Here is a 23,110-nt window from a genome sequence, read left to right as displayed (position 1 = left end):
CGAGCGGGCGACGGCGCTGGCCAGAATTGCGTCGGAATTCAGCGGTTGGGCTCCAGAGCTGACAGCACTTATTACCGACGGCGAGACCGAACCCGTAATTCGCCCGCTCCATGCGCTTCCAGTCGATCATCGTTGGGATCGCCTGCGCGGCGTCACGCTGCTCGGCGATGCGGCACACTTAATGTCGCCGTTTGCCGGCGAAGGAGCCAATCTCGCGATGTACGACGGCGCCGAGCTCGGCAAGGCGATCGCCGCCAATCCCGGTGACGTCGAAGCTGCGCTCGCCGCCTATGAAAAAGAACTCTTCCCCCGCAGCGCGTCCGCAGCGGCCGAGACGGACCGGAACCTCAGATTGTTCTTCAGCAGCGCCGCGCCTCAGTGCGTGGTCGACCTTTTCGGTCAATACCTACCCGTCAATTAATCGCCCTGCCCGCCGCTCTCCCGCGGAGCCGGGTGACTAACGATCCGCCGCCGCCTCGCGCCGCTTGCCGGTGATCGCCGGCAGCGAGCCGGTCGAGATCATGTCTGCGCCGGGCGGCGTAGCTCTGGCGCTGGCGTCGGGGAAGCGCTGCTTCATTTCACGCAGGAAGCCTTCGAGCGTATCGACGCTCGCCGCGATCTTGGCGATCGCCGCGAACGAGTTGCTGTCGCCGGTCGCCGGCTTGCTGGCGATGTCGAAAGCCGTGCGATCGGCGGTGTCGGTCATCAGCGGCGCGAACTTCTCGCGGAAACGCGCCAGGCCGAGCGCATCGTCGGCCAGCGAGTAGCCGACCACGGCGCGGATGACGTCGCTCTTCTCCGCCGGCGACAGCGGCGTGAAGTCCTTGTAGCGGTCACCGAGATAGAGTTCGATCTGCTCGGACGCTTCACGCCAGCGGCGCGCCGCCCAATACACGTCGGAGCGCAGCCTGATCGCTTCCCGGCCGGGAATGTTGCTGATGATGTCGAGCGCGAGGTCATGACGGCCGATGTCGCTCTGCGCTCTCGCCTCGAGCAACAGTCGCTGCTGACGCAATTCGCCGTTGAGATCGGCGATCCGCGTCGAATGCAGCGCCGCGATGGCGCGGTCCGGCTTGCGGTTCATCAGGTAGATCATCGCCAGCCGCGCCGCGACTTGGGCGCGCGCCGCGCCTTCGAGGCGCTTGTCGACCTGGTACTGCAGCAGCTCGCTGGCCTGATCGAGCAGGTCGACGCCGACGAGCCGATCGGCCAGGCGGCGGATCATCTCGTCGCCGCGGCGGCCGATTGGCGTCAGCTCGCGAAATTCGTAGAAGGTGGCGAGCGCCTGCACTGGCGGCAGATCGTCACCCTTGGTGCCGAGGAAAAGCTGCGAAAACAGCGCGCGGGCATCGTCCTGCGCCTGCCGGGCCGGTTCCGAATTCGGGGCGAGTTGCGTCGCGGTGCGGGCGGCGGCCAGCGACTCGCCGTAACGTCCGGCCTCGCCGTACAGCTTCGCCAGCAATCGCTGGGTGCGCACTTCGACATCGTCGCCGCGCCACATCACGCTGAGCCGCTCGAGATCCGGCAGCGCGTCGGCCGCGGATAGTTCGCCGCGCTTGAAGCGCAGCACGATGTCGCGCAGCTTGGCTTCGCTGGAGGCTTGCCGGTCCGGGGACGCCATCGCTTCCTTGTACTTGCGCATCGCGTCGAGATCGCGGCCGAGCGCCTCGTCCAGCCAGCCGCGCATCAGCGTGACCTGCGGCCGCATCGTCGGCGGCACGCCGACCAGGTCGAAATCGCTGCTGATCTTGGCGGCGCCGGAGTAATCGCGAACTTCGAGAGAGGCGCGCATCGCAGTGGCCAGCACGGCGCGCTGAACATCGAGGGGCAAGGCTGTGATGGCGAACTGCACGCTCTTCAGCTTCTCGCGTGCCTCGGCCCATTTGCCCTGCCGGGCCAGCGCCACGCCCTTCCAGAGCTGGGCGTCGTAGGTCGACGAGATCGCCGGATTGGCAACGTCCTTGAGAGCTTGATCGGGCCGCGACATCAACGCGCTGGCGGCGGCATGGCCGATGATCGCCGCCGGATCCTCCTGGCCGGTCTTGGTCCCGGCAATCGCCAGATCGAGGACGCCTTTGGCCTCCGGGTAGAAGCCGCGCGCCATGTAGAACCGCGCCAGATCGAGCCGCGCGGGCAGACGCTCCTCGCCGGTGGCGCTCGCGGCCGCATTGACCTTGGCGTCGAGCGCATCCAGGAAGCGACCGTCCTGGTCCTTCTGCCATTGGGTCATGTCGAAGAACGGACGAGCGGCGGCGTTCTCGGTGCGCGCGGTCGGATCGGCGGCCGACAATGTCAGCCCGCCGGGCCGTGTCAGCACCACCGCATCGGCCTCGGCGGCGACATCGACGTCGTCGGAGCGTAGTTGCACCACCACGCCGTGGATGGTTTCGAGCAGATTGAACTCGACGAAGTTCTGCTGCTTGATGAAGCCGCGCGCCGGGGGCATCGCGGTCACCACGGTCAGCGCGTCGCCGACTTCCGGATCGACCACGCGATGCACGTGGCCGAGCCCGGGCAGTGCAATCGAGACGCTGGCGCGCGTCGGATCGGCGATATTGCGTACGGCGGACAGCGGCCGCGACGCCGTACGCCCGGCGTCGGCCAGGACGATCGACCAATTCCTGCCGCTGCCGTCCTCGTCGCTCAAGGCCGCGATCTGCGGACGAGACAGCCGCATCCGAATGGCCTGACCGTCCGGCAGCGCGATCCGGCCGACATCGCCGACCATACTGCGCCCCTCGCGTCGGATCGCCTCGAGATCGAACGGCGCGGTGTTGTCGACGACCAGCCAGACGAAGTCGCCGCGGCGAAACAAGGCCGCCGCCGTCGGTGCTGCAAAGCTGAAGGTCAGATGCAGACCGTCGGCATCGAGGCGAGCTTCCGCAGGCCGTGCCGCGACCGGCGGTGCAGCCGCCAATGGCGCAGGCTGCACGGGCCGCACCACTGGCGCAGCCGGCTCAGCGACGATCGCGTCATCGGGTTTGCTCGGGCCGGCCATCGACGGCGTGGGCGACGAAGGCGTTGCCTTGGCGGTATCGCTGCTGGGCACGTTGGGCGACGGGCCTGCGAGCGACGGAATCGCGGCCGGCTGCTGCGGAGCCGGTTTTGTCGGTGCCGGATTAGCTGGTGCAGCGGTGGCCTGCGGAGGTTTGGCGGCCGGGCTGCCCGGCTTGGGACCGGCTGGCGCGGCCGCAGCCGATTTCGCCGGCGGCTCCACCTTCGGAGCCGCCTCGGCCTTGGCCGCAGGCTTGGCTTCGGCCGCAGGTGCCGGTTTGGCTTCGGGTTGCGCAGCCGGTTTCTCGCCGGCTTTGCCGTGCTGATCGTCGGCATGGGCAGCGCCCTTGCCTTCCAGCTTGGCGATCTCGGGCAGCGTCAACGGAGCGCCCGCTTTCGGCAATGGCTCGTTTTCGCCGGCAGGCACGCCGATATCGACGATGTAGTTCTTGTCCTCGCGGAACGAATGCACGTCGACGCCGCCGATCAGCGTGAAGTCGACATTGGCGCTGATGCCGTCGGTCTTCTGGCTGATGCCGCCGACACTCGGCGGTGCGGTGAGTTGCGCGTCGGCGAGATCGAACACGAAGGGCGCGTTGAAATTGAGCGACAGCTTCTTGTCGGTCAGCGTCGAGGAGATCTTCACCTCCTTCGGCATCTCGAACACGTAGCGCACGAAGGTCGGCTGAACCGAAGCACGAACCCGGATCGGCGGCAGCTTCTTGGCGTCCGCAACCGCGCGCTGGGCGCGCAATGCCCGCTCGGCAGCGCGCGCGCGCTCAGCAAGCTCCTTCACGACCTCGGCTGGCAGACCGGGTGGCGCGCCGGTCCAGCTGTCCGGCAACAAATCGACATACAACCGCTCCCCAGCGGTCATCGAATTGACGGTGGCCTTGCGGGTCAGCGCCAGCCGGATCGCATAGCCATCGGGGTCGGCGCGGACGGAACCGATATAATCAGGGGCCTGTTCGGTGAGCTTATCGATCATGATGTCGACCGGGCGCTTGAACCGGACCACCACGATCAGTCCGGCTATCGACACGTCGGAATCGACGTCCTGCGCCAGCTTGAACACGAGCCGGCCATAACCGCCGCTCGCCGAGAAGCTTGCTTCACCTCGTACAGGCGCCTGCTGCGCGATCGCCGCCCGAGGCACGAGAGACGCCGACGCAGTAAGGCCAATCGCAAGCACGGCGGCGGCGAGACGCGCCACCCGCCCTACGTTCGACCAGACTAAAGTGGCAGCCCTCGGCGCCATGCGAATCTTTCGATCTCTGACCTGTCGTCCACCGAACGCTTGAGCGTTCCGGCGCGATCGAACCATGAGCAGACAATGCGCTGCCGCTTCCGCAGAACAGCGCACATGCGGCCACGCCACCAGACCACGAAAGCCGTTAACGTTGGTTTAACCATCGGTTTTAGGGGCGGCTTGCGGCGTAGCGAACTACCGCCAAGCCTTCGATCATATCCTGATGATCGGAGCGAAATTCACTAGCGGCTAAACACGGTTTTGATAGTATCTCGCCGTGGCGACTGTTGGGGTAACGCCACGCTCCCGCTCAAGCGAATCCGTTTCTGAACCACACCATCAAAGCTGATCGGCCGAACGGCCGGCCTGCGCGCTATTTTGCCGATTTCAGCTACTTTCGGATTAGAAAAATCATGTTGCTCAGGGGACTGTACAAGGTCGAGTTCGAAACACCGAGACGCAAAGGCGTCGGCGTGTTGTTCGCGCAGGACGGCAAGCTGCGCGGCGGCAATTCGGCATTCGCCTATATCGGATCGTTTCAGCAGCAGGGCGAACGAATAACCGGCGCCATCAAGGGGCGTCGCCACACCAACGATCCGACGATTCACTCGGTGTTCGGGCTCGACGAAGTGAGGATCGATTTCCACGGCTCGTCGATCGGCGACTTCGCGCAAGTCGAAGGCATAGCGGCGGAAAGTCCGTCACTCGGATTCAAGGCCGTGCTGACGCGACTGAGCGACTGAAGACCCGCGCCCGACTCACTGCTTCGCCGGAACCGGGCGGCCTTCGATCTTCGGCAGATCGGCGGCGGATGCCGACACCGTGCCCGGCTTGCCGCTGGCGCGGCGCGCGAGTTCGACCGTGAGCTTTTCGGCCGTCTCCGGCTGCATCAGTCCGAGGATGTCGCTCATCTTGCGGGGCGCGATCTGCGAGGCGATTTCGATCAGCACCGGCATCTCGAGCCGGTCGAAGATCTTGGCGGCGTCCTTCGGCTTCATCGACTCGTACATCGTGATGATGCCCTTGAACCTTGCCGCGTCGGCCTCCGCCTTCTGCTCGTCGGCCTTCCCGACCTGACCTTCTGTGCTTTTCAGCTCCTGGACCTTGCTTTCGATGCGCTTCTCGGCGGCTTTCAGCAGGCTCTCACGGATCTCGATCTCGCGGGCGCGGGCATCGAGTTCCTGACGGCGTGCCTGCAGCCGCTCCAGAATGGCGCGTTCCGACGCGCTGATCGGCGTGTTCGGATCGGCCTGCGGCTCGGCCGGCACGGCCTCCTGCGGCGGCGCGACGACCGGCTTGGCTTCTTCCTTCGGCTTCTCGGGCACCGAGCCGGTGATGTCGTTGTCGATCGGTTTGCGCCCCGGGAAATTCAGGTTCTCCTGCGCCCAGGACGGCTTGGTCGACTTCGGATCGTAGTCGAACACATAGCCGCCATCGAGCACGAGCCCGGCGATCTTCAACACGGCAAGGCCGAAGATCGCGACGAGCACCACAGGCAGGATGCGAATGTCCCGGAACGCACTCATGCTGCCAGGCCGTTCGCCCTTCTGCGCTCGGCGAAGGCTTGTGCCGCCATCGCGTTGGCCTGAGCCGCCGACATCGTCGGCGCCGGTTCACTCGGCCGCGCCGCGGCGACGATCTTCGACAGCCGGCGCAGTACGTTGTCGCCCTCGGCCAGATGGTTCTTCAGACTTTCCGACATCGCGGTGGCGTTGGCGATGTCGCGGCCGAGGTTTTCGTTGACCTCGCGGACGGTCAGCTTGAGACCACCGATGGCACGCTCGGCGATCTCGGTGACGGTGATCAGTTCACCGATGGTCGCCTTCAGCGATGCCTCGTCGGCCTTCAGCCGCAACAGCCGTTTGTTGAGCAGCCAGCAATAGCCGATGGTCACCACCAGCAGCATCGCGACGAGGGATTCAATGATCAGTCCGATGGTGTGGCTCATTGTGTCTCCATCATCTTGCTTTGCTCGTCGGTGCGTTCGAACATCGCGTAGGTGGTGAGCGGCTTGCGGAGCGGCTTGGTAACGCGGATGGCGACGCGGTCGCCGACCCGCCCCATCCGTCCTTCTGTGAGCGTGACACTGCCGCAGCGGACCGCGACCAATGCATCGGCTCGCAGATCGAGCGGCAGCGTGTCGCCGACCTGCAGCTCCATCAGCCGCTTCAGCGGCACCTCCGCCTCGTACAGCACGGCATCGACGGAAATCGCCGCCTGCACGATCTCGGTGGCGAGATGGCCTTCCCAAACCTGATCACGGCCGAATTTCTCGCCCATGAACATCTGCATCAGCACGCCGCGGATCGGCTCGATCGTGGCGTATGGCAGGAGCAGTTCGATGTTGCCGCCGCGGTCTTCCATGTCGACATGGAGACGCACCAGGATGGCGGCGTTGGCCGGCCGGCTGATGGCGGCGAAGCGCGGATTGGTTTCGAGCCGGTCGATCGAGAACGTCACCGGCGACAGCGGCCGGAACGCCTGTTCGGCATCGGCCAGCACGACCTGGAGCAGACGCTTGACCAGGTTGGTTTCGATCGTGGTGTAGGGGCGGCCTTCGATGCGCAGCGACGGCTGGCCGCGGCGGCCGCCGAGCAGCACGTCGATCATCGAATAGATCAGGCTGGAATCGACGGTGGCGAGCCCGAAGTTCTGCCACTCCTCGGCTTTGAATACGCACAGCACCGCCGGCAGCGGAATCGAATTCATGTAGTCGCCGAACCGCACCGAGGTGATGCGATCGAGCGAGACTTCGACGTTGTCCGAGGTGAAGTTGCGCAGGCTGGTCGTCATCAACCGCACCAGGCGGTCGAAAACGATTTCGAGCATCGGCAGACGCTCGTAGGACACCATCGCCGAGTCGATGATGGCGCGGATGCCCGAATTCTCGTCGAGGTGAACGTCGCCGACGCTGAAGCCGAGGAGATTGTCGATCTCCTCCTGCGACAGCACGCGCTCGCCGCCGTTCTTGCCGCCGCCGAGGTCGCGGCCGCCGTCCTCCACCATGGCGGCCCATTGCTCCGCCATCGTGCCGGTGAGTTCGTTCTCCGCTGCCGCCTTCGCCGCGGCCTCGGGATCCTCCGAGGCCATGGAGGCTTCCCATTGGGCGGCGATTGCGTCCTGGTCGAGTTGTTCCTGGCCGGCCATGTCAGCTCACTGCACCAGCACTTCCTTGAACAGCACCGCGTCGACCGACTGCGGTGCGATCGCGACGTTGACGCGGCGCGTCAGCTCTTCCTTCATCCGAAACATGCCGATCGAGCCGTTGAGGTCGCCCGAACGCAGTTCGCGCAAGTAAGTCTGAAACAGATCGGTGATGCGCGGCATATTGGGCTTGATCTGCTCGACCAGCTTCTCGTCCTTCACCTCGAGCACGATCTTGGCCTTGAGATACTGCACGCGCTCGCCGGGTTGGCCGGCGAGGTTGACCATGATCTCCGGCACTTCGACGAAGTTCGGCGGCTTCACTTCCTTGGCGGCCTCGTGGTGCTCGCCCTCGCCGTGGCCGGCGAACAGGAAGAAATAAGCCCCGCCACCGCCGCCGAGCAGCAGCACGGCCGCGGCGATGATGATGATGAGCTTCTTCTTGCTCTTCGGCGCTGCGCCGTCGGCGGCTGCGCCGTCTTCCGGTGTCTCTGCGTCCGCCATCGCGCCCCGCCCGCGTTGAACCCTGCCGTCTGCGCGATGCGAACCGAATACGCGATACCAAAGCCGCCAGCGCGCGAGGCCCTGATGCTGCGACGCTAGGGCAGCAATGGTTAACGGAATCTTTCCAAGCGTCTCCAACTAGGAAGATTCTGCCGACCAGTATGGTCAATACTTCCTTGACGGCGCCTTCTCCCCACCCCTCCAAAACAGTCAAACAACTGTTTTTGCTTCGATTTTCAAACTGGCACGGGCTTCGCAAGTGTAATCCCGAGCCGTCCGCTTGGGAGAGCGGTCCGCGGTTCGATCAAGGTCCGATACGACGTCTGGGAGGACGGCGCCTCGGGCCTCACAGGGGAGAACACCGATGGAGAACGCGCTTCTCATCGGACTGTCACGGCAGGTCGTGCTCGAACGGCAGATGGATGTCGTCGCGAACAACCTCGCCAACATCAACACCAACGGCTTCAAGGCGGAGCGGTCGGTGTTTCAGGAATTTCTGAACACCGGCGCGCACGAGGACAACTTCCAGACGCGCGACCGGCGCGTCAGCTTCGTTCAGGACCGCGCCGCCTATCACGATCTGTCCGCGGGCCCGCTCGAAGAGACCAAGAACCCGCTCGACATCGCCGTCGACGGCAAAGCCTTCCTCGTGGTGCAGACGCCGCAGGGCGAGCGCTTCACCCGTGACGGCTCGCTGACGGTCAATGCCCAAGGCCAGCTCGTCAACAGTTCGGGCTATCCGGTGCTCGGCACCGGCGGTCCGATCGTCCTGCAGCCCACCGACAAGCAGATCTCCTTCTCGCCCGACGGCCGCGTCAGCGTGCTGGAAGGCACATCGACCATCGACTCCCAGCGCGGCAAGCTGCGGCTGGTGAGCTTCACCAGGCCGCAGAGTCTGCAGAAGGAAGGCTCCAACCTGTTCTCCGCCACCACGGACCAGGGTGCGCCCGACACCAAATCGATGGTCCGCCAGGGCTACGTCGAGAAGTCGAACGTCAACTCCGTGATGGAGATGACCAAGATGATCGAAGTCAGCCGCACCTACTCGCAGATCGCCTCTCTGCTCCAGCAGCAGGGCGACCTCCACAAGAACGCGATCGACAAGCTCGCTGAAGTACCGGCCTAACGGAGACTGACGATGCGCGCACTCTACACCGCTGCGACCGGGATGGCGGCCCAGGAGCTCAACGTTCAGGTGATCTCCAACAACATCGCCAACATGCGCACGACCGGCTTCAAGAAGCAGACGGCGCAGTTTCAGGATCTGATCTACGACCACGTTCGCCGCGTCGGCGCGCAGGCGTCGGATCAGGGCACGATCCTGCCGGTCGGCGTCGATATCGGCGGCGGCGTCAAGACGGTCGGCACGCCGCGCATGATGACTCAGGGCACGCTGACCACGACGGGCAACGATCTCGACCTCGCAGTGCGCGGCGAAGGCTTCTTCAAGATCCAGATGCCGGACGGCACCTTCTCCTACACCCGCGACGGTTCGTTCACGATGGACAACACCGGACGCGTGGTAACGGCCGGCGGCAATCCGCTGCAGCCGACCATCACCGTTCCGAACGGCGCGACCAGCGTCACCGTCGCGACCAACGGCCAGGTGTCGGTGACGCTGTCGGGCCAGACCACGCCGACCGTGATCGGCCAGATCAGCCTGACGCGGTTCATCAACAAGGCCGGCCTGCAGCCGCAGGGCGACAACCTCTTCATCGAGACCCAGGCGTCCGGTCCGCCGCAGGACGGCACCGCGACGAACGACGGTCTCGGCGACATCCTGCAGAAGACGCTCGAGCAGGCCAACGTCGAAGTCGTCAACGAAATCTCCGATCTGATCGCCGCGCAGCGCGCCTACGAGATGAACGCCAAGGTCGTCAGCGCCGCCGACCAGATGCTGCAATCGACCTCGAACATGTTCCGCTGAAGGACGCTGACAGATGACCGTCCGCTCGCTCCTCATCGTCGCCGCGCTGCTCGCCTCCCCGATCGCCGCATTCGCCGGCGACGCAGCCCCGCAATACGCGCCGAACAATCCGTCTCTCGATGCCGATATCAGGGAAGCCCTCCGCACGCCGGTACTGCGCGCCCGGGTCGAAGTCACCGACGACGTCGTGCGGATCGGCGACGTCATCGACAACGCCGGGCCGGCGGCACAGATCGCGATCTATCGCTCGCCCGATCTCGGCACCACCGGCTCGCTGCCCACCGCGGCCGTGATAGCGGCACTGCGGGCTCACCAGGTGATCGGTGTCGACACGCGCAATATCAGCCAGGTCGTCGTGACGCGGCTCGCCCGCACTCTGCCGGCCAAGGACATCGAGCAGGCGGTGGGCGAAGCTCTGCAGCATCGCCACGGTCTCGGCGATGCAGAAAACCTGTCGCTCAGCTTCGACCGAGAACTCGAAACACAAACGCTCGATGCGTCGCGCACCGGCGCGCTGCAGCTCGTCTCGGAGAAGTTCGATCCGCGCACCAACCGTTTCGACGTGTCCTTCGAGATCGGCGGCGAGCCCGGCACCCAGCCGGTCCGCCTGAGATTCACCGGCAATGCGATCGAGATGACCACCGCGACGGTGCTGTTGCGCGACATCGGCCGCAACGACGTGATCAAGGCCTCCGATGTCTCGGTCGAGCGCCGCCCGAAGGTCGAAGCCGGCACCGACGCCGCCGGCCGCGACGTCGCCATCGGCATGCAGGCCCGTCGGCCGCTGCGTGCCGGCCAGGTTCTCCGCAACGCCGACCTGTCGCGGCCCGATCTGGTGCAGCGCGACCAGGGCGTGACGCTGATCTACCAGGTCGGCGGCATCTACCTGACGGCACGCGGCAAGGCCGTCGATACGGGCGCCGAGGGCGACATCGTCACCGTGCTCAATCTGCAGTCCAAGCGCACGATCACCGGCACCGTGACCGGGCGTGCTCAGGTCACCGTGACGCCCGTGGCGCCGCGCGTCGTGGCCAGCGCCGCGTCCGATGTGGCGACCGCCACGACTTCAACCGCCAAGGCCGAGTAACATGTTCAAGTCAGTGTCGTTCAATCGTCTCGTTCTCGGTGCCGCGCTGCTCACCACCGCGGGCCTCGCCGGTGGCTGTTCGGGGATCGACCGCCTCGCCGCAATCGGCGAGAGGCCGGCGCTGACGCCGATCGAGAATCCGACGACGCAGCCCGGCTACAAGCCGGTGCAGATGCCGATGCCGAAGCCGGAGGTCGCGTCCTATAACGCAAACTCGCTGTGGCGGAACGGCTCGCGCGCGTTCTTCAAGGACCAGCGCGCCGCCAAGGTCGGCGACATCATGACGGTGACGGTGAATTTCACCGACAAGGCCAACATCGCCAACGAAACCCAGCGCAGCCGCACCAATAAGGAAGATTCCGGCATCACCGATTTCGCCGGCAGCGCGCTGCTCACCGGCAACGCCGCCAAGGTTCTGCCGGGACGCATCCTGACCGCCGACGGCACCTCCTCCAGCGACGGCAAGGGCTCGGTGCAGCGCCAGGAAGCGTTGCAGACCAATGTCGCCGCGGTGGTGACGCAGGTGCTGCCGAACGGCAATCTGGTCGTCGAAGGCAAGCAGGAAATCCGCGTCAACTTCGAGATCCGCGAACTGATCGTCGCCGGCATCGTCCGGCCGGAAGACATCCAGAGCGACAACACGATCGACTCGAGCAAGATTGCGCAGGCCCGCATCGCCTATGGCGGCCGCGGCCAGATCACCGACGTGCAGCAACCGCGCTATGGCCAGCAGGTGATGGACGTGCTGCTGCCGTTCTGACGATTTCCGATTGTTTCAGGAGCTCCCACACCAGGCCGCGAACCTAGGCGCAGCCCGGTGTCTCCAGCGCGGCCTTCGCCGGTTCTCCCCCCGCGCGAAGGCCGCGGCCTTTTCGGACATGACGAGAAGTTAATCGTCTACCACGAGACTTTTTCCGACGGACAAGTGTAAGAGCTTCGCGCGCCCAGCTTGGAATTCGACGCCCTGCTGACGCCCGCATGGGAGCGTCGCGCGGGACGCGATTGAAAGCAGCACAGGCGATGCTACATCGAGATCATCACGCGAGCCCGGGCCTTTCGGCTCCCTCCGGTTCGTTCGCTTTGGAGTTGCTATCATGATCAAGACCGCGGCGGCCCTGCTGGCGTCCGCCACCATCGTCGCGTTTGCCTCGACAACCCCTGCGGCCGCGCGTGATTACGCGTATTGCCTGCAGGGCGGCGATTGGGGCTACCCCGGCAACTGCCAGTTCGACAGCTACGAGCAATGCATGGTGAGCGCGTCGGGCACCCGCGCCGGCTGCGACGTCAATCCGGTCGTCGCATTCCGACAGCGGGAGCAGTCGAGCGCACAGCCGCTGCCGCGCGGTCGGCGTTACATCGAGGCGCGCTGAAGGCTGAATGCACTAACACGAACGGCGCCCTCCTTGCGGAGCGGCGCCGTTTTACTATCCGTGCAACCACGTGATCAGCGGCGGGCGAAGCAGACAAGCGTCATCGCCGCTGTCGCCGACTACTCGTCGCGATAGACTTTCTCACGCTTCTCGTGACGCTCCTGCGCCTCGACCGAGAGCGTCGCGATCGGGCGGGCTTCCAGCCGCTTCAGCGAAATCGGCTCGCCGGTTTCTTCGCAATAGCCGTAGGTGTTGTCTTCGATCCGCTGCAGAGCGGCGTCGATCTTGGCGATCAGCTTGCGCTGGCGGTCTCGGGCGCGCAGCTCGATGGCGCGGTCGGTTTCCGAAGAGGCACGATCGGCCAGATCGGGGTGATTGACGTTCTCTTCCTGCAGCGCCTGCAGGGTGAGCTTGGCCTCGCGGAGGATCTCGTCCTTCCAGGCCAGCAGCTTTTGGCGAAAATACTCGCGCTGCCGTTCGTTCATGAACGGCTCTTTCTCGGAGGGTCGATAGCTTTTCAACTTTTCCAAGGGCAATCCATGTCCGGTGATGCGGCAAATAACCCCGCCTGCGCGGCAGCTTATATAGCGCGCGGGTGTGACAGACAATATCGTCCCGTGCCCACTCCACTGCGGCGGCGCACAGCTTCGTGACGCGGAACTGCAGGAGAAATTCGTTCAGAACTGCCCGGCTTTAGCGAGCTCGACCTCGACTCGCAGCTCGATTTCCGACAGCACGGCATCGAGGCCGGGGTCCCCGGACGAGGTCTTGAGCTCGGCCGCGGCCGCCCGCAGCCGGGCCACCGTGGCGGTATCGAACAAGCCGGACAACAAGCCGATCTTCAATTCGTCCAGCACGTCGAGCGCGTTGCGGCCGCGCACGACTGACCGCTTGCGACGCTCGGTGGCGTCCTCGACGCCCTGCATCGCCAGCAAAGCTTCGATCCCGGTGGGTGCGAGCGGCGCGCTGACGGCACGCGCCTCGGGCGCGGTCGTCGGGCTCGGCAGCGTGAAGCTGCTCGAACTGCTGCGCCGCGGGCCGCTGCTCGAGGTCGTGGTGGTGGTACCGTTCGGACCTTGGATGCGCATCGGAAGTCTCGCTGGTCGCCCCTCCGGGTTTCGAGGTTACACCCGCCTTGAGACCACCCGGAGGCCTCAGGTTCCCACCGTCGCGGCTTATGGTTAACAGCCGGTAAACGGCTCGGCAAAAACTGCCGGCAGGGGCAGTTTCGGTCTCGGACAGGAAGCCCGAGCCACTTGTCGAAACGCAAAAATACCGTTTAATTTCAACGCATTGACCGCAATCGACGCGATGGCACGGCTCTCGCAAGAGGGCATCGAGCGCGCAGCCTGCCGGCCGTGCGGAGTGGGAGCATCGGATGCCGGGCTTGTCGAACAAAGTGCTGAAGCTGGCCTTCGCCGTGCTCGGCGCTTTGGCGTTATCGGGCGCTGGCGCGCATGCGACCTCGCGGATCAAGGATCTCGCCAACATCGAAGGCGTCCGCCAGAACCAGCTGATCGGCTATGGCCTCGTCGTCGGCCTCAACGGCACCGGCGACACCCTCAACAACATCCCTTTCACCAAGCAGTCGCTGCAGGCGATGCTGGAGCGCATGGGCGTCAACATCCGCGGCGCCACTATCCGCACCGGCAACGTTGCCGCCGTGATGGTAACCGGTAACCTGCCGCCGTTCGCTACCCAGGGCACCCGGATGGATGTCACCGTCTCGGCGCTCGGCGACGCCAAGAATCTGCAGGGCGGCACCCTGCTCGTCACCCCCCTGCTCGGCGCCGACGGTAACGTCTACGCGGTGGCCCAGGGTTCGCTCGCGATCGGTGGCTTCCAGGCTGAAGGCGAAGCCGCCAAGATCACCCGCGGCGTGCCGACCGTCGGCCGCATTGCCAACGGCGCCATCATCGAGCGCGAAATCGAGTTTGCGCTGAACCGGCTGCCGAACGTCCGGCTGGCGCTGCGTAATGCGGACTTCACCACGGCCAAGCGCATCGCCACCGCGATCAATGATTATCTCGGCACCAAGAGCGCCGAGCCGATCGATCCGTCCACGGTACAGCTGTCGATCCCGGCCGACTTCAAGGGCAACGCCGTCGCGTTCCTGACCGAGATCGAACAGCTCCAGGTCGAGCCCGATCTCGCCGCCAAGATCATCATCGACGAACGCAGCGGCATCATCGTGATGGGCCGAGACGTCCGCGTCGCTACGGTCGCGGTGGCGCAGGGCAATCTCACCGTGTCGATCTCCGAAAGCCCGCAAGTCAGTCAGCCCAATCCGCTGTCGCGCGGCCGCACCGTCGTGACGCCGAACTCCAAGATCGGCGTCACCGAGGACGGCAAGAAGCTCGCCGTGGTCAAAGATGGCGTCTCGCTGCAGCAACTCGTCGACGGCCTCAACAGCCTCGGCATCGGTCCGCGCGATCTCATCGGCATTCTGCAGGCGATCAAGGCCGCCGGTGCCATCGAAGCCGATATCGAGGTGATGTAATGGCCGCGACCGTCTCCAGCCCCGCCAACGTTCCGATCATTAACGGCCACCCGGACTACACGTTCGCGGCTGCGCTCTCCAAGGTGTCGCCGAAGGCGCAGGCAGCGGCGAAAGCCAAGGCGCAAGACTTCGAGGCGATGTTTCTCAACTCGATGATGTCGCAGATGACCAGCGGGCTGAAGGGCGAAGGCCCGTTCGGCGACACCGTCGGCACCGGCGCGTGGCGCTCGATGCTCACCGAGCAATACTCACAGACGATCGCCAAGGCCGGCGGCCTCGGCATCGCCAACGACGTCTACCGTTCTCTCATTCTCCAGCAGGCGAACAGCGTCGCGTGACGCGCACGAGGATCAAGCCATGATGCAGCCGCAGCGCCCGACCTCCCCGCAGCAGATTCCGCAGGCCGCCTCCCCGGCCGATGCACGACGCCTCGCGACCGCACTCATCGAGATCATGGATGGGCTGCTGGCGGTGATCGAACGCGAGACCGAACTCGTGCGCGCCGGCAAGATCGCCGATGCGATGAAGCTCGAACGTGACAAGACCGACTTCATCAAGCGCTATATCGGCGCAATCGGCCTGGTGAAGGCGAGCCAGCCCTATATGAAAGCGAACACGCCGGATCTGCTGAGCGCCTTGCATCGCCATCACGAGGTGTTCCGCGCCATGCTGCAGGTCAATCTCACCGTCCTCGCCACGGCGCATGCGGTGTCGGAAGGAATCGTTCGCGGCGTCAACGCCGAGTTTCAGAAACGCAATGCGCCGCAGACCTACACGGCGGCCGGAACGCGCGCCGCACCGAGCCCGCGCCAACTGCGGCCGATCGCCATCAGCCGATCTCTGTAGGACCGCCGCAAACCCGGCAACTTTGAATCAACTCATCTCATTTTTTGCAGCGAGGAATTTAGAGGTCCCCGGCACTATTTTCGATCGGAGGGGTGAATTGACCTGATGGAAGCCAGGAGGGCTGACCATGAGTTTCGATGTCACCGTCAAGCCGGTTGGGGTACCGGTCACGACGCCGCTGATCAGGCCGGAGCCTGACGCGGCGCGAACGGCCGTGGAGACGCAGTTGCCGGCGCCGCAGAGCGTGACGGCTTCCGGCGCCGCGTCCGACCCCAACGCAGCCGCGGCGAACACCGCCAAGAGCAGCCCCGAGAACAACCAAAGCATATCCCGGAAGGTGCTGTTCGATCAGGCCGCCGCCGAAATCGTCTACGTCTCCGTCGACGACCAGACGCGGCAAGTGATCAGCCAGTATCCGGAATCGTGGCAGCTCAAGGCGCGGGCCTATTTCCGCGAGCAGGACCGCGTGGCGGTCCCGAGCGCGTCACAGCCGACCAACCGGGTCGTCTAACCCGCTTTTGGTCCCATCGGGAGATCGCCCGGCCTGCGCCATGCAGGCGCGGGTGCTCGTTGCTGCCTGCGTGGCGCGCCGCAGGGACGACGTCGTTCGGATCTGGGGTGGAGACGGATCTGCCGGACGGCGACGAACCGTAATCACGGACGTCCGCTGAGGCCCGCCGCGATGTTGCGGTTGATGTCGATCAGCGCCTGCAGCGCTTCGTATTCCGGCTTCATCTGCAACGCCGTGCACTGGCTCATCACGAAGATGCCGATGTTGGCGATCTGCTCCCGCACGTCGCGCGCGTGGGGATTGCTGTCGTTGAGAACGTCGCCGACGAAGATCGACCACAGCTTGCGATTGAACAGCAGCGCCTCGTTGAGACCGATGCTGCCCTTCTCGGCCCAGTTGGTCTGGATGTCCTGAAGTTGTTTCGCTGCCTTGAGCAGCGCTTGCGCTTCGATCTCTCGGGGAGAGGCGGTCCGTTGCGCGGTTCGAGCGTAGGCTTGCGCGGCACTGGACATCGGCTACCTCTGCAGCAATTCTTCTTCGCGCTTGATCAGCGGGCGCAATTCTCTGAGTGCCTTATAAAGATTGCCGCTTAAGATTAGATTACTCGTGCGCTCGATCGTTTCGCGAAAACTCGGCACAGCTTCGAGTAATTCTTTGATGAAACCGAGATAGAGTTCCTGGTACGCGGGAATGTCGTTCTGCAGATACATCATCTGCACGCACAGATAGACGCGTTTCACCGGCGTGTTCGCAGTCTCCGCGGTGAGAATGTCCTTCTCGCGCAGGATCGGCGCGTCACCGTCGATCAGGAACGTGGTGCGTGTGTCGGAATTAGTGATTACGCTCTCGCCGATCACGATCCGCTCGAACGGCTTCAACTCGACTCGCAAAGGCATGTGCGTCGTTCCCTTTGTCGTCGCGCCAAGCAGCGCGAAGGTGGCGGCCGATCGATTCGTTTGCGCCGCCGCGGCACCGCAATCCAGCGCGAAAACCGGGCGGTTTTCGGGAACAACCCAGACCAGGCGCCACGGAGACGAAGCGTCGCCGCACGCCAAGCCGATTCACGCGCCGGCCGCGCGAATTACTGCAGCAGCTTCAGAACGCTCTGCTGCGACTGGTTGGCCAGCGCCAGCGCCGACACCGCGATCGACTGCCGCGTCGACAGTGCCTGGCTGTTGGCGGCTTCTTCGTTGCTGTCGGCCAGCGTCAGGTTGGACGAGCCGGTCTGCAGCACGTTGATCAGGTTCTTGGCGAAGTCCTGGCGGATCTGCACGATCGACAGATTGCTGCCGAGCGAGGACGCGATGGCGCGCAGCTGCGTGCTCGCGTAGTTGAGCGCGGACAGCGTCTTGTTCGCCGAATTGTTGTCGACGAGGTCAGTGCCGGAGATCAGCGTCGGCAGGCCGAGGCCCTCCGGCGTCAGTTGCGAACCGACGATGTTGAGGGTCGACTTGCCGGTCTCGTTGAACACCAGCTTCAGCGTGTCGCCGTTGAGCAGGTTGACGCCGTTGAACGAAGCGTCCTGCGCCGTGGTGGTGATCTGGGTGATGATGTTGTTGTACTGCGCCACCAGATTGGCGCGGGTCGCCTGCGAGTTGAGGTCGACCACCGGCGGCGCCGGATTGGTGAAGGTCAACGTCGTGGTGACGGTGCCGCCGAGCACGCCGCCGGCGGTCGACGAACCGAGCGTCGACGAGGCGAAGTCGTTGCCGGCGGAGATCACCAGCTTGCCGGTGGCATCGACCGTCGCCGACATGTTGTTGGCGAGCAGCGCGACGTTCAGCTGCGCCAGCGTCTTGACGGTGCCGTTGGTGCCGTCGCCGAAGGTGATGTTCACCGGCGTGCCGCCGTTGAACGAGGTGAAGGTCAGGGTCTTGCCGCTGATGCCGCCGACGCCGGCGTTGCGGGCGGCGGAGAACACGGTCGCGGTACCGGTGTTGCCCGCGAGACCGAGCACCGACAGCGCGTTGCCGGCTCCGGAGATGCTGAGATCGGAGTTGGTGCCGGTCGAGATGCGCAGCGCACCGGAGGACGCCACCGACGAGGCGGTGCTGCCCGAGGTGGTGGTGAGCACGGCGTTGCCGGCGGTGTTGACGGTGGTCTGCACACCGGTGGCGAGATCGATCGCGGTCAGCACGTCCGAGATCGTGCCGCCCTGCAGATAGACCGTCGAGTTGCCGCTGCCGTCGGTGACGATGTTGCCGGTGGTGCCCGATCCGGTCGGCACGTTGGCCGCGGCCGGTACCGAGGCGTTCTTGAAGGTGATCGACTTGCCGTTGACCGTCAGGGTCGAGCCGTCCTGGATCAGGGTGCCGGACGTCAGACCGCTGGTGGTGCGCTGCTTGGTCACGGTTACCGAGCCGGCGCCCGTCGAGGTCGAAAGGCCGAGGGCCTTGAGGAGGTCGGCCTTGCCGGTGATCGACAGATCGGCGCCCGTACCAGTCGTGATCGACACCACGCCGCCGGCGACGCTGGCGTTCGTGCCCGAAGAGTTCGAGATGGTCGCATTGCCGTTGGCATTGACCGACTTCTGCACGCCGCTGGCGAGATCGACCGCCTTGAGCAGGTCGCCGACCGTGGCTGTCGGCGCCGCCGGCGTGCCGATATAGACCGTGGTGTTGCCGCTGCCGTCGGTGACGAGATTGCCCGAGACGCCGGAGCCGGCCGGCACGGCCGAGCTTGCGGGAGCCGATCCGGCACGGAACGTGATGGTCTTACCGTTGACGACCAGAGTGTCGCCATCGGCCGGCTGGGCATTACCGATCAGCGCCGTGGCCGACGTGCCCGAGGTACTGATCAGCGTCAGGCTGGTGGCCATCGCCGCCGTACCGTCGCCGGCGGTGGCGGTGGTGCCGGTCAACGTCGCCGAGATGCCTCCGAGCAGCGTGCCGGAGGTCACCGCGGTGGAGCCGCCGGCCGCGCCGGAATACAGCACGTTCGAGTTGGCGATGGTGTTGATGAAGCTCGTGGTGCCGCGCAGATCGTCGGCCGTCGCGCCGGAGATCGAGGTCGAGTAGTTCGACTTGGTCGAGTAGCCGACGGGCGTCTGCAGCGCCTGGTTGGCGATCGATTTGGCACTGTCGATCAGCTTGTTCAGCGAGGTGATGCCGGTGTTGGCGGCCTGCAGGATCTGAACGCCGTTGCCGATGCCGTCGAGCAGATTGTTGATGTCGCTGGCTCGTGCATCGAGGCCGGCGGCAGTGAAGAAGTTCGTGGGATTGTCCAGCGCGCTGTTGACCTTCTTGCCGCTGGCAAGCCGGTTTTGCGTCGTCGACAGCATTTCCGCGGTCGACTGCAGCGAAAGCAGGTTCTGGCGAACCGCTGCCGAGAGAACGACATCATTCATATCGGTACCTTCCTGATCCGCGCTGGACGACGACCTTCAGTCGTGCGCCGCTGCCTGCGTCGGGGCCAATGCCGCCGCGACGCTTGCCGGTTTTGTTTTAGACGCCTGTTCTGGAGAGGGACCTCCGCCGCACCCTCGAGGGGTGACGGACCGGGCCATACGCGGCCGATTCTCGGCCTTACCTCTTTCCTACTGCCGACCAGAGATATCGGGCACTTTTTAAAATATGGTTAACAGCATCTTAAGGCGAAATAATTCAATACTTTCAATAAGGGCATCGAAGCACTTGTTAACTTCTCCGCGCCCTCGCCGGTCCGATTCGGTTGCTGATTCGGCCTCGGCTACCACCCCACGGGCTTCCCCGGGGCGATATGGTTAATGAATAATTTACGCCGACCGCGGCAGGCTCGGCCGCCGCGATTTGCGGCGCGCCCCCAGGATGCGGATCGCGGCCCGATGTGTCAGCATTCGCACCGGCAGAATCGGACGGTGTCATGCAGCCCGCCCCCCAGAAGACCCAGCATCCGGACAAGGCCTATGAGCCGGTACTGATGTTGATGCGGGCGCGCATGCTGCATCAGGCCGGCGACCTCGACGAGGCGCGCTCCTGCTACAAGAAAGTTCTGAAGAAGGCGCCGGACAATTTTCAGGCGCTGCATTTCTACGCGCAGGCCGAGTTTGCAGCCGGCCATGTCGAGTCCGGCATCCGCCATCTCAAACGCGCGCTGCTCGCCGATCCCCGCTCCGCCCAGGCGCAGTCCGACATGGCGGGCATGATGACGAGCGTCGGCCGGCTTGAGGAGGCGCTGACGGCCTGCGACAAGGCTATCGCGCTCGATTTGACGTTGGTCCAAGCCCATCACAATCGCGGACACGTCTTGCTGCAGCTCGGGCGGCTGGAAGAGGCCATCGCCAGCTTCGAAAGCGCGCTCGCGCTCGATCCGACGCGCGCCGACACCTGGAACGATCACGGCATCGCGCTGCAAAAGCTCACCCGCTTCGACAAGGCGATCGAGAGCTTCGGCAAGGCGATCGAGGTCGATCCGCTGCACGATATGGCCTTCATGAACAGGGCGGCCGTCTACAAGGAACTGAAGCGGCTCGACGAGGCGCTCGCGGACTACGACCGCGCCATATCGATCGGCAAGCGACAGGTCGAGGCGGGGATCTCCCGTGTGGAGATCCTGCTCGCAAAGAAGGATGTCCAGGAGGCGCTGCGGACCTGCACCGAAGTGCTGAAAATCGAGCCGAAATCGGCCCGAGCCCTGACGACGCTCGGCAACTGCATGGCCCTGCTCGGAGATGCCGACACCGCAACGGCGCTCTATGACCGCGCTTTGGAGGTGTCTCCGAACTACGAGCCCGCGATCTCCAGCCGAATCTTCTCGATGGATTTCTGCACGAACGCAAATTTCGAAACTCAGCAGGCTGCGCGTCGCCTCTGGTGGGATCAGATCGGGAGACCGGTCCACGACGCATTCGCGGCGGCGGTCGATCGAGATCGCGACCCAGACCGCCGACTGGTGATCGGCTACGTCTCGGCCGACTTCAAGCACCATTCTGCCGCGTTCTCGTTCGCTCCCGTTATTTCGAGCCATGACCGGCAGCGTTTCGAAGTCATCTGCTACTCGGGCGTAGCCCTTCCGGATGCGATGACTGCGCATTTCCAGGCGAAGGCCGACAAATGGCGCGACATGTCACAATGGAGCGACGATCAGCTCGCCGAAAGCATCAAGGCGGACCGGGTGGATATCCTGGTCGATCTGTCCGGCCATACGGCCGGCAACCGGCTTCGGCTCTTTGCCCGCAAGGTCGCCCCGGTCCAGGTCACGGCCTGGGGCCATTCCACCGGCACCGGCATGCCGACGGTCGACTACCTGTTCGCCGACCCGATCACAATCCCCAAGGAAGTCCGCCATCTGTTCGCGGAAGCCATCTACGATCTCCCCTCGAACATGATTATCGACCCGCCGCCTTCCGATTGGTGGTCGAGCGAGGTGCCTTCGGAGACGAACGGCTACCTGACCTACGGCGTGCTCAACCGCGTCAGCAAGATGTCCGATCCGGCGATCCTGCTCTGGTCGCGGATCATGGTGGGCAATCCGACCGCGCGGCTGATCCTCAAGGACAGCAGCATCGACGATCCTGCCGTCCGCCACACCCTGCTGGAGAAATTCGCGGCGAACGGTGTGGCTGCAGAGCGGATCACGTTGTTCGGTTCGACCTCGCGCGAGGACCATCTCCGCACGCTGCAGAAAATCGACCTCTGTCTCGATCCGTTCCCGCAACCTGGCGGCGTCTCGAGCTGGGAAGCGCTGTACATGGGCGTCCCCGTCGTGACCAAGATCGGAAACACGATCAACAGCCGGCTCGGCGCCGCGATCCTGGCGACCGCGGGTATCCCTGAGTTCATTGGAAAGAACGACGACGAGTACCTTCAGATCGCTCTCAATCCCGACGGCGAGCGGCTGCGGTCGATACGGCAAGGCTTGCGCGGGTTCATCTACGAGCGCTTCGGTCCCGCGGTCTATACCCGCGCCGTCGAGGACGCATATCGGGCGATGTGGCAGAGCTATTGCGCCTCGCCGCCGGCAGATCCATCACGCTTCCGCAAACGGGGCGCCACCGGATCGACGCGCAAATAGGCGCCCGGACCCGCGCTCGCGTTTCTTCGACTTGGACGTCGTGCGCAGCGAGATATCGGCCGCGGCTGCCTGATATCGCCGAGAGAAATCCCGACGGCCCATCGATGAATCTCAAAAAAAGAACGGCGGGGTTTCCCCCGCCGTCTTTCCTTCGCCAGTGAAGTTTGTCGTAGTAATCAGCGGAGCAGCTGGAGCACGCTCTGCTGCGACTGGTTGGCCAGCGAGAGGGCCGACACAGCGATCGACTGACGGGTGGTCAGCGCCTGGCTGTTGGCGGCTTCCTCGTTGGTGTCGGCCAGCGTCAGGTTGGACGAACCGGTCTGCAGCACGTTGATCAGGTTCTTCGAGAAGTCCTGACGGGCCTGCACGATCGACAGGTTCGAACCGAACGCGGACGCCTGAGAGCGCAGCGTGGTCGAGACCGTGTTGAGCTTCGACAGCACCGCGTTGGTGGCGTTGTTGTCGATGAAGTCGGTGCCCGAGCTCAGGGTCGACAGGCCGAGGCCGGTCGGGTTGAAGGTCACGCCCTGGATCGAGATCGTCGACTTGCCGGTTTCGTTGAACACCAGCTTCAGGTTGTCGCCGTTCAGCAGGTTGACGCCGTTGAACGAGGAGTCCTGAGCCGTCGTGGTGATCTGGTCCAGGATGTCGTTGAACTGCTTCACCAGGCCGGCGCGGGTGGTCTGGGCGTTGACGTCGGCCACCGGAGCCGAAGGCACCGAGAAGGTCAGCGTCGAAGCCAGAGTACCGCCGATCGCGCCGCCATCCGCGCCGCCCAGGGTGTGGGAAGCGTAGTCGTTGGAGGCCGAGATCGTCAGCTTGCCCGAGGCGTTATCGATCGACGCCGTCAGGTTGTTGGACGCCAGCGCAGCGTTCAGCTGAAACAGCAACTTGACGGTGCCGTTGGTGCCGTCCCCGAGCGTGAATGTTGCTGGCCGCACCGCCGTTGAAGGAGGTGAAGGTCAACGTCTTGCCGTTCAGGCTGCC

Annotated in this window: 22 protein-coding genes and 1 pseudogene; 12 read left to right on the top strand and 11 right to left on the bottom strand. The window is 64.7% G+C overall.

Annotation, left to right across the window (positions count from 1 at the left end):
* The coding region (locus tag I5M_RS29150; protein ID WP_022720242.1) for an NAD(P)/FAD-dependent oxidoreductase at positions 1 to 421 on the top strand (421 nt) is incomplete at its 5' end.
* Positions 422 to 457: 36 nt separating this feature from the next.
* Here the strand turns inward: I5M_RS29150 and I5M_RS04095 are convergent.
* A complete protein-coding gene (locus I5M_RS04095) occupies positions 458 to 4,252 on the bottom strand; it encodes a hypothetical protein (protein WP_022720241.1) in 3,795 nt (1,264 codons plus the stop codon).
* Between the two features lie 404 nt (positions 4,253 to 4,656).
* Between I5M_RS04095 and I5M_RS04090 the strand changes: the two genes are divergently transcribed.
* A complete protein-coding gene (locus I5M_RS04090) occupies positions 4,657 to 4,986 on the top strand; it encodes a hypothetical protein (protein WP_022720240.1) in 330 nt (109 codons plus the stop codon).
* Positions 4,987 to 5,001: 15 nt separating this feature from the next.
* On the opposite strand, the gene I5M_RS04085 is transcribed toward I5M_RS04090, so the two are convergent.
* From I5M_RS04085 to fliL, 4 genes are read right to left on the bottom strand one after another with little or no spacing between them, the layout of a single operon-like run.
* Positions 5,002 to 5,769, bottom strand: coding sequence for a MotE family protein (locus I5M_RS04085; protein ID WP_022720239.1), 768 nt, complete (start codon positions 5,767 to 5,769; stop codon positions 5,002 to 5,004).
* Positions 5,766 to 6,191, bottom strand: a complete 426-nt coding sequence (locus I5M_RS04080) for a DUF6468 domain-containing protein (protein WP_022720238.1) — start codon at positions 6,189 to 6,191, stop codon at positions 5,766 to 5,768. The genes I5M_RS04085 and I5M_RS04080 overlap by 4 nt, the downstream gene beginning before the upstream one ends.
* Positions 6,188 to 7,390: a flagellar motor switch protein FliM gene (gene fliM, locus I5M_RS04075; RefSeq protein WP_022720237.1), complete on the bottom strand. Its 1,203-nt coding sequence runs from the start codon at positions 7,388 to 7,390 to the stop codon at positions 6,188 to 6,190. The genes I5M_RS04080 and fliM overlap by 4 nt, the downstream gene beginning before the upstream one ends.
* A 6-nt stretch (positions 7,391 to 7,396) precedes the next feature.
* Positions 7,397 to 7,891, bottom strand: a complete 495-nt coding sequence (gene fliL / locus I5M_RS04070; protein ID WP_022720236.1) for a flagellar basal body-associated protein FliL — start codon at positions 7,889 to 7,891, stop codon at positions 7,397 to 7,399.
* 364 nt (positions 7,892 to 8,255) lie between these two features.
* Here fliL and flgF point away from each other — a divergent pair, with 364 nt between their 5' ends.
* The 5 genes from flgF to I5M_RS04045 all read left to right on the top strand — a co-directional run bounded on the left by flgF (position 8,256) and on the right by I5M_RS04045 (position 12,275).
* Entirely contained in the window at positions 8,256 to 9,017 is a 762-nt protein-coding gene (gene flgF, locus I5M_RS04065; protein ID WP_022720235.1) for a flagellar basal-body rod protein FlgF, read from the top strand.
* Positions 9,018 to 9,029: 12 nt separating this feature from the next.
* Positions 9,030 to 9,818: a flagellar basal-body rod protein FlgG gene (gene flgG / locus I5M_RS04060; protein ID WP_022720234.1), complete on the top strand. Its 789-nt coding sequence runs from the start codon at positions 9,030 to 9,032 to the stop codon at positions 9,816 to 9,818.
* Between the two features lie 13 nt (positions 9,819 to 9,831).
* The gene (gene flgA / locus I5M_RS04055; RefSeq protein WP_022720233.1) at positions 9,832 to 10,905 is read left to right on the top strand and encodes a flagellar basal body P-ring formation chaperone FlgA; all 1,074 of its coding nucleotides are present in this window, start codon (positions 9,832 to 9,834) and stop codon (positions 10,903 to 10,905) included.
* 1 nt (position 10,906) lies between these two features.
* On the top strand, positions 10,907 to 11,665 hold the full coding sequence (gene flgH / locus I5M_RS04050; RefSeq protein WP_022720232.1) for a flagellar basal body L-ring protein FlgH: 759 nt from the start codon (positions 10,907 to 10,909) through the stop codon (positions 11,663 to 11,665).
* Between the two features lie 334 nt (positions 11,666 to 11,999).
* Positions 12,000 to 12,275: a DUF3551 domain-containing protein gene (locus I5M_RS04045; RefSeq protein ID WP_022720231.1), complete on the top strand. Its 276-nt coding sequence runs from the start codon at positions 12,000 to 12,002 to the stop codon at positions 12,273 to 12,275.
* A gap of 119 nt (positions 12,276 to 12,394) precedes the next feature.
* Here I5M_RS04045 and dksA read toward each other — a convergent pair whose 3' ends face one another.
* The gene (gene dksA / locus I5M_RS04040; protein WP_022720230.1) at positions 12,395 to 12,760 is read right to left on the bottom strand and encodes an RNA polymerase-binding protein DksA; all 366 of its coding nucleotides are present in this window, start codon (positions 12,758 to 12,760) and stop codon (positions 12,395 to 12,397) included.
* Between the two features lie 192 nt (positions 12,761 to 12,952).
* Positions 12,953 to 13,363, bottom strand: coding sequence for a flagellar assembly protein FliX (locus I5M_RS04035; RefSeq protein ID WP_022720229.1), 411 nt, complete (start codon positions 13,361 to 13,363; stop codon positions 12,953 to 12,955).
* Positions 13,364 to 13,653: 290 nt separating this feature from the next.
* On the opposite strand from I5M_RS04035, the gene I5M_RS04030 reads away from it, so the two are divergent.
* The 4 genes from I5M_RS04030 (at position 13,654) to I5M_RS04015 (ending at position 16,132) form a co-directional block, all read left to right on the top strand.
* On the top strand, positions 13,654 to 14,775 hold the full coding sequence (locus I5M_RS04030; protein ID WP_022720228.1) for a flagellar basal body P-ring protein FlgI: 1,122 nt from the start codon (positions 13,654 to 13,656) through the stop codon (positions 14,773 to 14,775).
* Positions 14,775 to 15,113 (top strand): flagellar assembly peptidoglycan hydrolase FlgJ, encoded by a 339-nt coding sequence (gene flgJ / locus I5M_RS04025; RefSeq protein WP_022720227.1) that lies wholly within the window; start codon positions 14,775 to 14,777, stop codon positions 15,111 to 15,113. Before I5M_RS04030 ends, flgJ begins: the two co-directional genes overlap by 1 nt.
* 19 nt (positions 15,114 to 15,132) lie before the next feature.
* Positions 15,133 to 15,621, top strand: coding sequence for a hypothetical protein (locus I5M_RS04020; protein ID WP_022720226.1), 489 nt, complete (start codon positions 15,133 to 15,135; stop codon positions 15,619 to 15,621).
* A 127-nt stretch (positions 15,622 to 15,748) separates the two neighbouring features.
* On the top strand, positions 15,749 to 16,132 hold the full coding sequence (locus I5M_RS04015) for a hypothetical protein (RefSeq protein WP_022720225.1): 384 nt from the start codon (positions 15,749 to 15,751) through the stop codon (positions 16,130 to 16,132).
* Between the two features lie 143 nt (positions 16,133 to 16,275).
* Here I5M_RS04015 and flaF read toward each other — a convergent pair whose 3' ends face one another.
* The 3 genes from flaF to I5M_RS04000 all read right to left on the bottom strand — a co-directional run bounded on the left by flaF (position 16,276) and on the right by I5M_RS04000 (position 19,478).
* Entirely contained in the window at positions 16,276 to 16,644 is a 369-nt protein-coding gene (gene flaF, locus I5M_RS04010) for a flagellar biosynthesis regulator FlaF (RefSeq protein ID WP_022720224.1), read from the bottom strand.
* A 3-nt stretch (positions 16,645 to 16,647) separates the two neighbouring features.
* Complete coding sequence (gene flbT, locus I5M_RS04005) at positions 16,648 to 17,028, bottom strand: flagellar biosynthesis repressor FlbT (RefSeq protein WP_031335313.1); 381 nt, start codon at positions 17,026 to 17,028, stop codon at positions 16,648 to 16,650.
* Positions 17,029 to 17,213: 185 nt separating this feature from the next.
* On the bottom strand, positions 17,214 to 19,478 hold the full coding sequence (locus I5M_RS04000; protein ID WP_022720222.1) for a DUF1522 domain-containing protein: 2,265 nt from the start codon (positions 19,476 to 19,478) through the stop codon (positions 17,214 to 17,216).
* 494 nt (positions 19,479 to 19,972) lie between these two features.
* Here I5M_RS04000 and I5M_RS03995 point away from each other — a divergent pair, with 494 nt between their 5' ends.
* Positions 19,973 to 22,123 (top strand): glycosyltransferase family 41 protein, encoded by a 2,151-nt coding sequence (locus I5M_RS03995; protein WP_022720221.1) that lies wholly within the window; start codon positions 19,973 to 19,975, stop codon positions 22,121 to 22,123.
* 176 nt (positions 22,124 to 22,299) lie between these two features.
* Here the strand turns inward: I5M_RS03995 and I5M_RS03990 are convergent.
* Positions 22,300 to 23,110 (bottom strand): annotated as a pseudogene (locus tag I5M_RS03990) (flagellin); the annotation flags it as partial.

The organism is Rhodopseudomonas sp. B29, from assembly GCF_000333455.1.
Taxonomy (GTDB): domain Bacteria; phylum Pseudomonadota; class Alphaproteobacteria; order Rhizobiales; family Xanthobacteraceae; genus Rhodopseudomonas.
Note: the sequence above shows the minus strand (reverse complement) of the source record. Positions and strands in the feature narration are given on the sequence as shown.

Excerpts from the sequence above, each read along its gene's own strand:
- flbT (WP_031335313.1), bottom strand. The coding sequence starts at position 17,028 with ATGCCTTTGCGAGTCGAGTTGAAGCCGTTCGAGCGGATCGTGATCGGC.
- I5M_RS04020 (WP_022720226.1), top strand. The coding sequence starts at position 15,133 with ATGATGCAGCCGCAGCGCCCGACCTCCCCGCAGCAGATTCCGCAGGCC.
- fliM (WP_022720237.1), bottom strand. The coding sequence starts at position 7,390 with ATGGCCGGCCAGGAACAACTCGACCAGGACGCAATCGCCGCCCAATGG.
- I5M_RS04090 (WP_022720240.1), top strand. The coding sequence starts at position 4,657 with ATGTTGCTCAGGGGACTGTACAAGGTCGAGTTCGAAACACCGAGACGC.
- I5M_RS04035 (WP_022720229.1), bottom strand. The coding sequence starts at position 13,363 with ATGCGCATCCAAGGTCCGAACGGTACCACCACCACGACCTCGAGCAGC.
- fliL (WP_022720236.1), bottom strand. The coding sequence starts at position 7,891 with ATGGCGGACGCAGAGACACCGGAAGACGGCGCAGCCGCCGACGGCGCA.
- flgA (WP_022720233.1), top strand. The coding sequence starts at position 9,832 with ATGACCGTCCGCTCGCTCCTCATCGTCGCCGCGCTGCTCGCCTCCCCG.
- I5M_RS04030 (WP_022720228.1), top strand. The coding sequence starts at position 13,654 with ATGCCGGGCTTGTCGAACAAAGTGCTGAAGCTGGCCTTCGCCGTGCTC.
- flgG (WP_022720234.1), top strand. The coding sequence starts at position 9,030 with ATGCGCGCACTCTACACCGCTGCGACCGGGATGGCGGCCCAGGAGCTC.
- I5M_RS04080 (WP_022720238.1), bottom strand. The coding sequence starts at position 6,191 with ATGAGCCACACCATCGGACTGATCATTGAATCCCTCGTCGCGATGCTG.
- I5M_RS04015 (WP_022720225.1), top strand. The coding sequence starts at position 15,749 with ATGAGTTTCGATGTCACCGTCAAGCCGGTTGGGGTACCGGTCACGACG.
- flgJ (WP_022720227.1), top strand. The coding sequence starts at position 14,775 with ATGGCCGCGACCGTCTCCAGCCCCGCCAACGTTCCGATCATTAACGGC.
- dksA (WP_022720230.1), bottom strand. The coding sequence starts at position 12,760 with ATGAACGAACGGCAGCGCGAGTATTTTCGCCAAAAGCTGCTGGCCTGG.
- I5M_RS04000 (WP_022720222.1), bottom strand. The coding sequence starts at position 19,478 with ATGAATGATGTCGTTCTCTCGGCAGCGGTTCGCCAGAACCTGCTTTCG.
- I5M_RS03995 (WP_022720221.1), top strand. The coding sequence starts at position 19,973 with ATGCAGCCCGCCCCCCAGAAGACCCAGCATCCGGACAAGGCCTATGAG.
- I5M_RS04095 (WP_022720241.1), bottom strand. The coding sequence starts at position 4,252 with ATGGCGCCGAGGGCTGCCACTTTAGTCTGGTCGAACGTAGGGCGGGTG.
- flgF (WP_022720235.1), top strand. The coding sequence starts at position 8,256 with ATGGAGAACGCGCTTCTCATCGGACTGTCACGGCAGGTCGTGCTCGAA.
- I5M_RS04085 (WP_022720239.1), bottom strand. The coding sequence starts at position 5,769 with ATGAGTGCGTTCCGGGACATTCGCATCCTGCCTGTGGTGCTCGTCGCG.
- flgH (WP_022720232.1), top strand. The coding sequence starts at position 10,907 with ATGTTCAAGTCAGTGTCGTTCAATCGTCTCGTTCTCGGTGCCGCGCTG.
- flaF (WP_022720224.1), bottom strand. The coding sequence starts at position 16,644 with ATGTCCAGTGCCGCGCAAGCCTACGCTCGAACCGCGCAACGGACCGCC.
- I5M_RS04045 (WP_022720231.1), top strand. The coding sequence starts at position 12,000 with ATGATCAAGACCGCGGCGGCCCTGCTGGCGTCCGCCACCATCGTCGCG.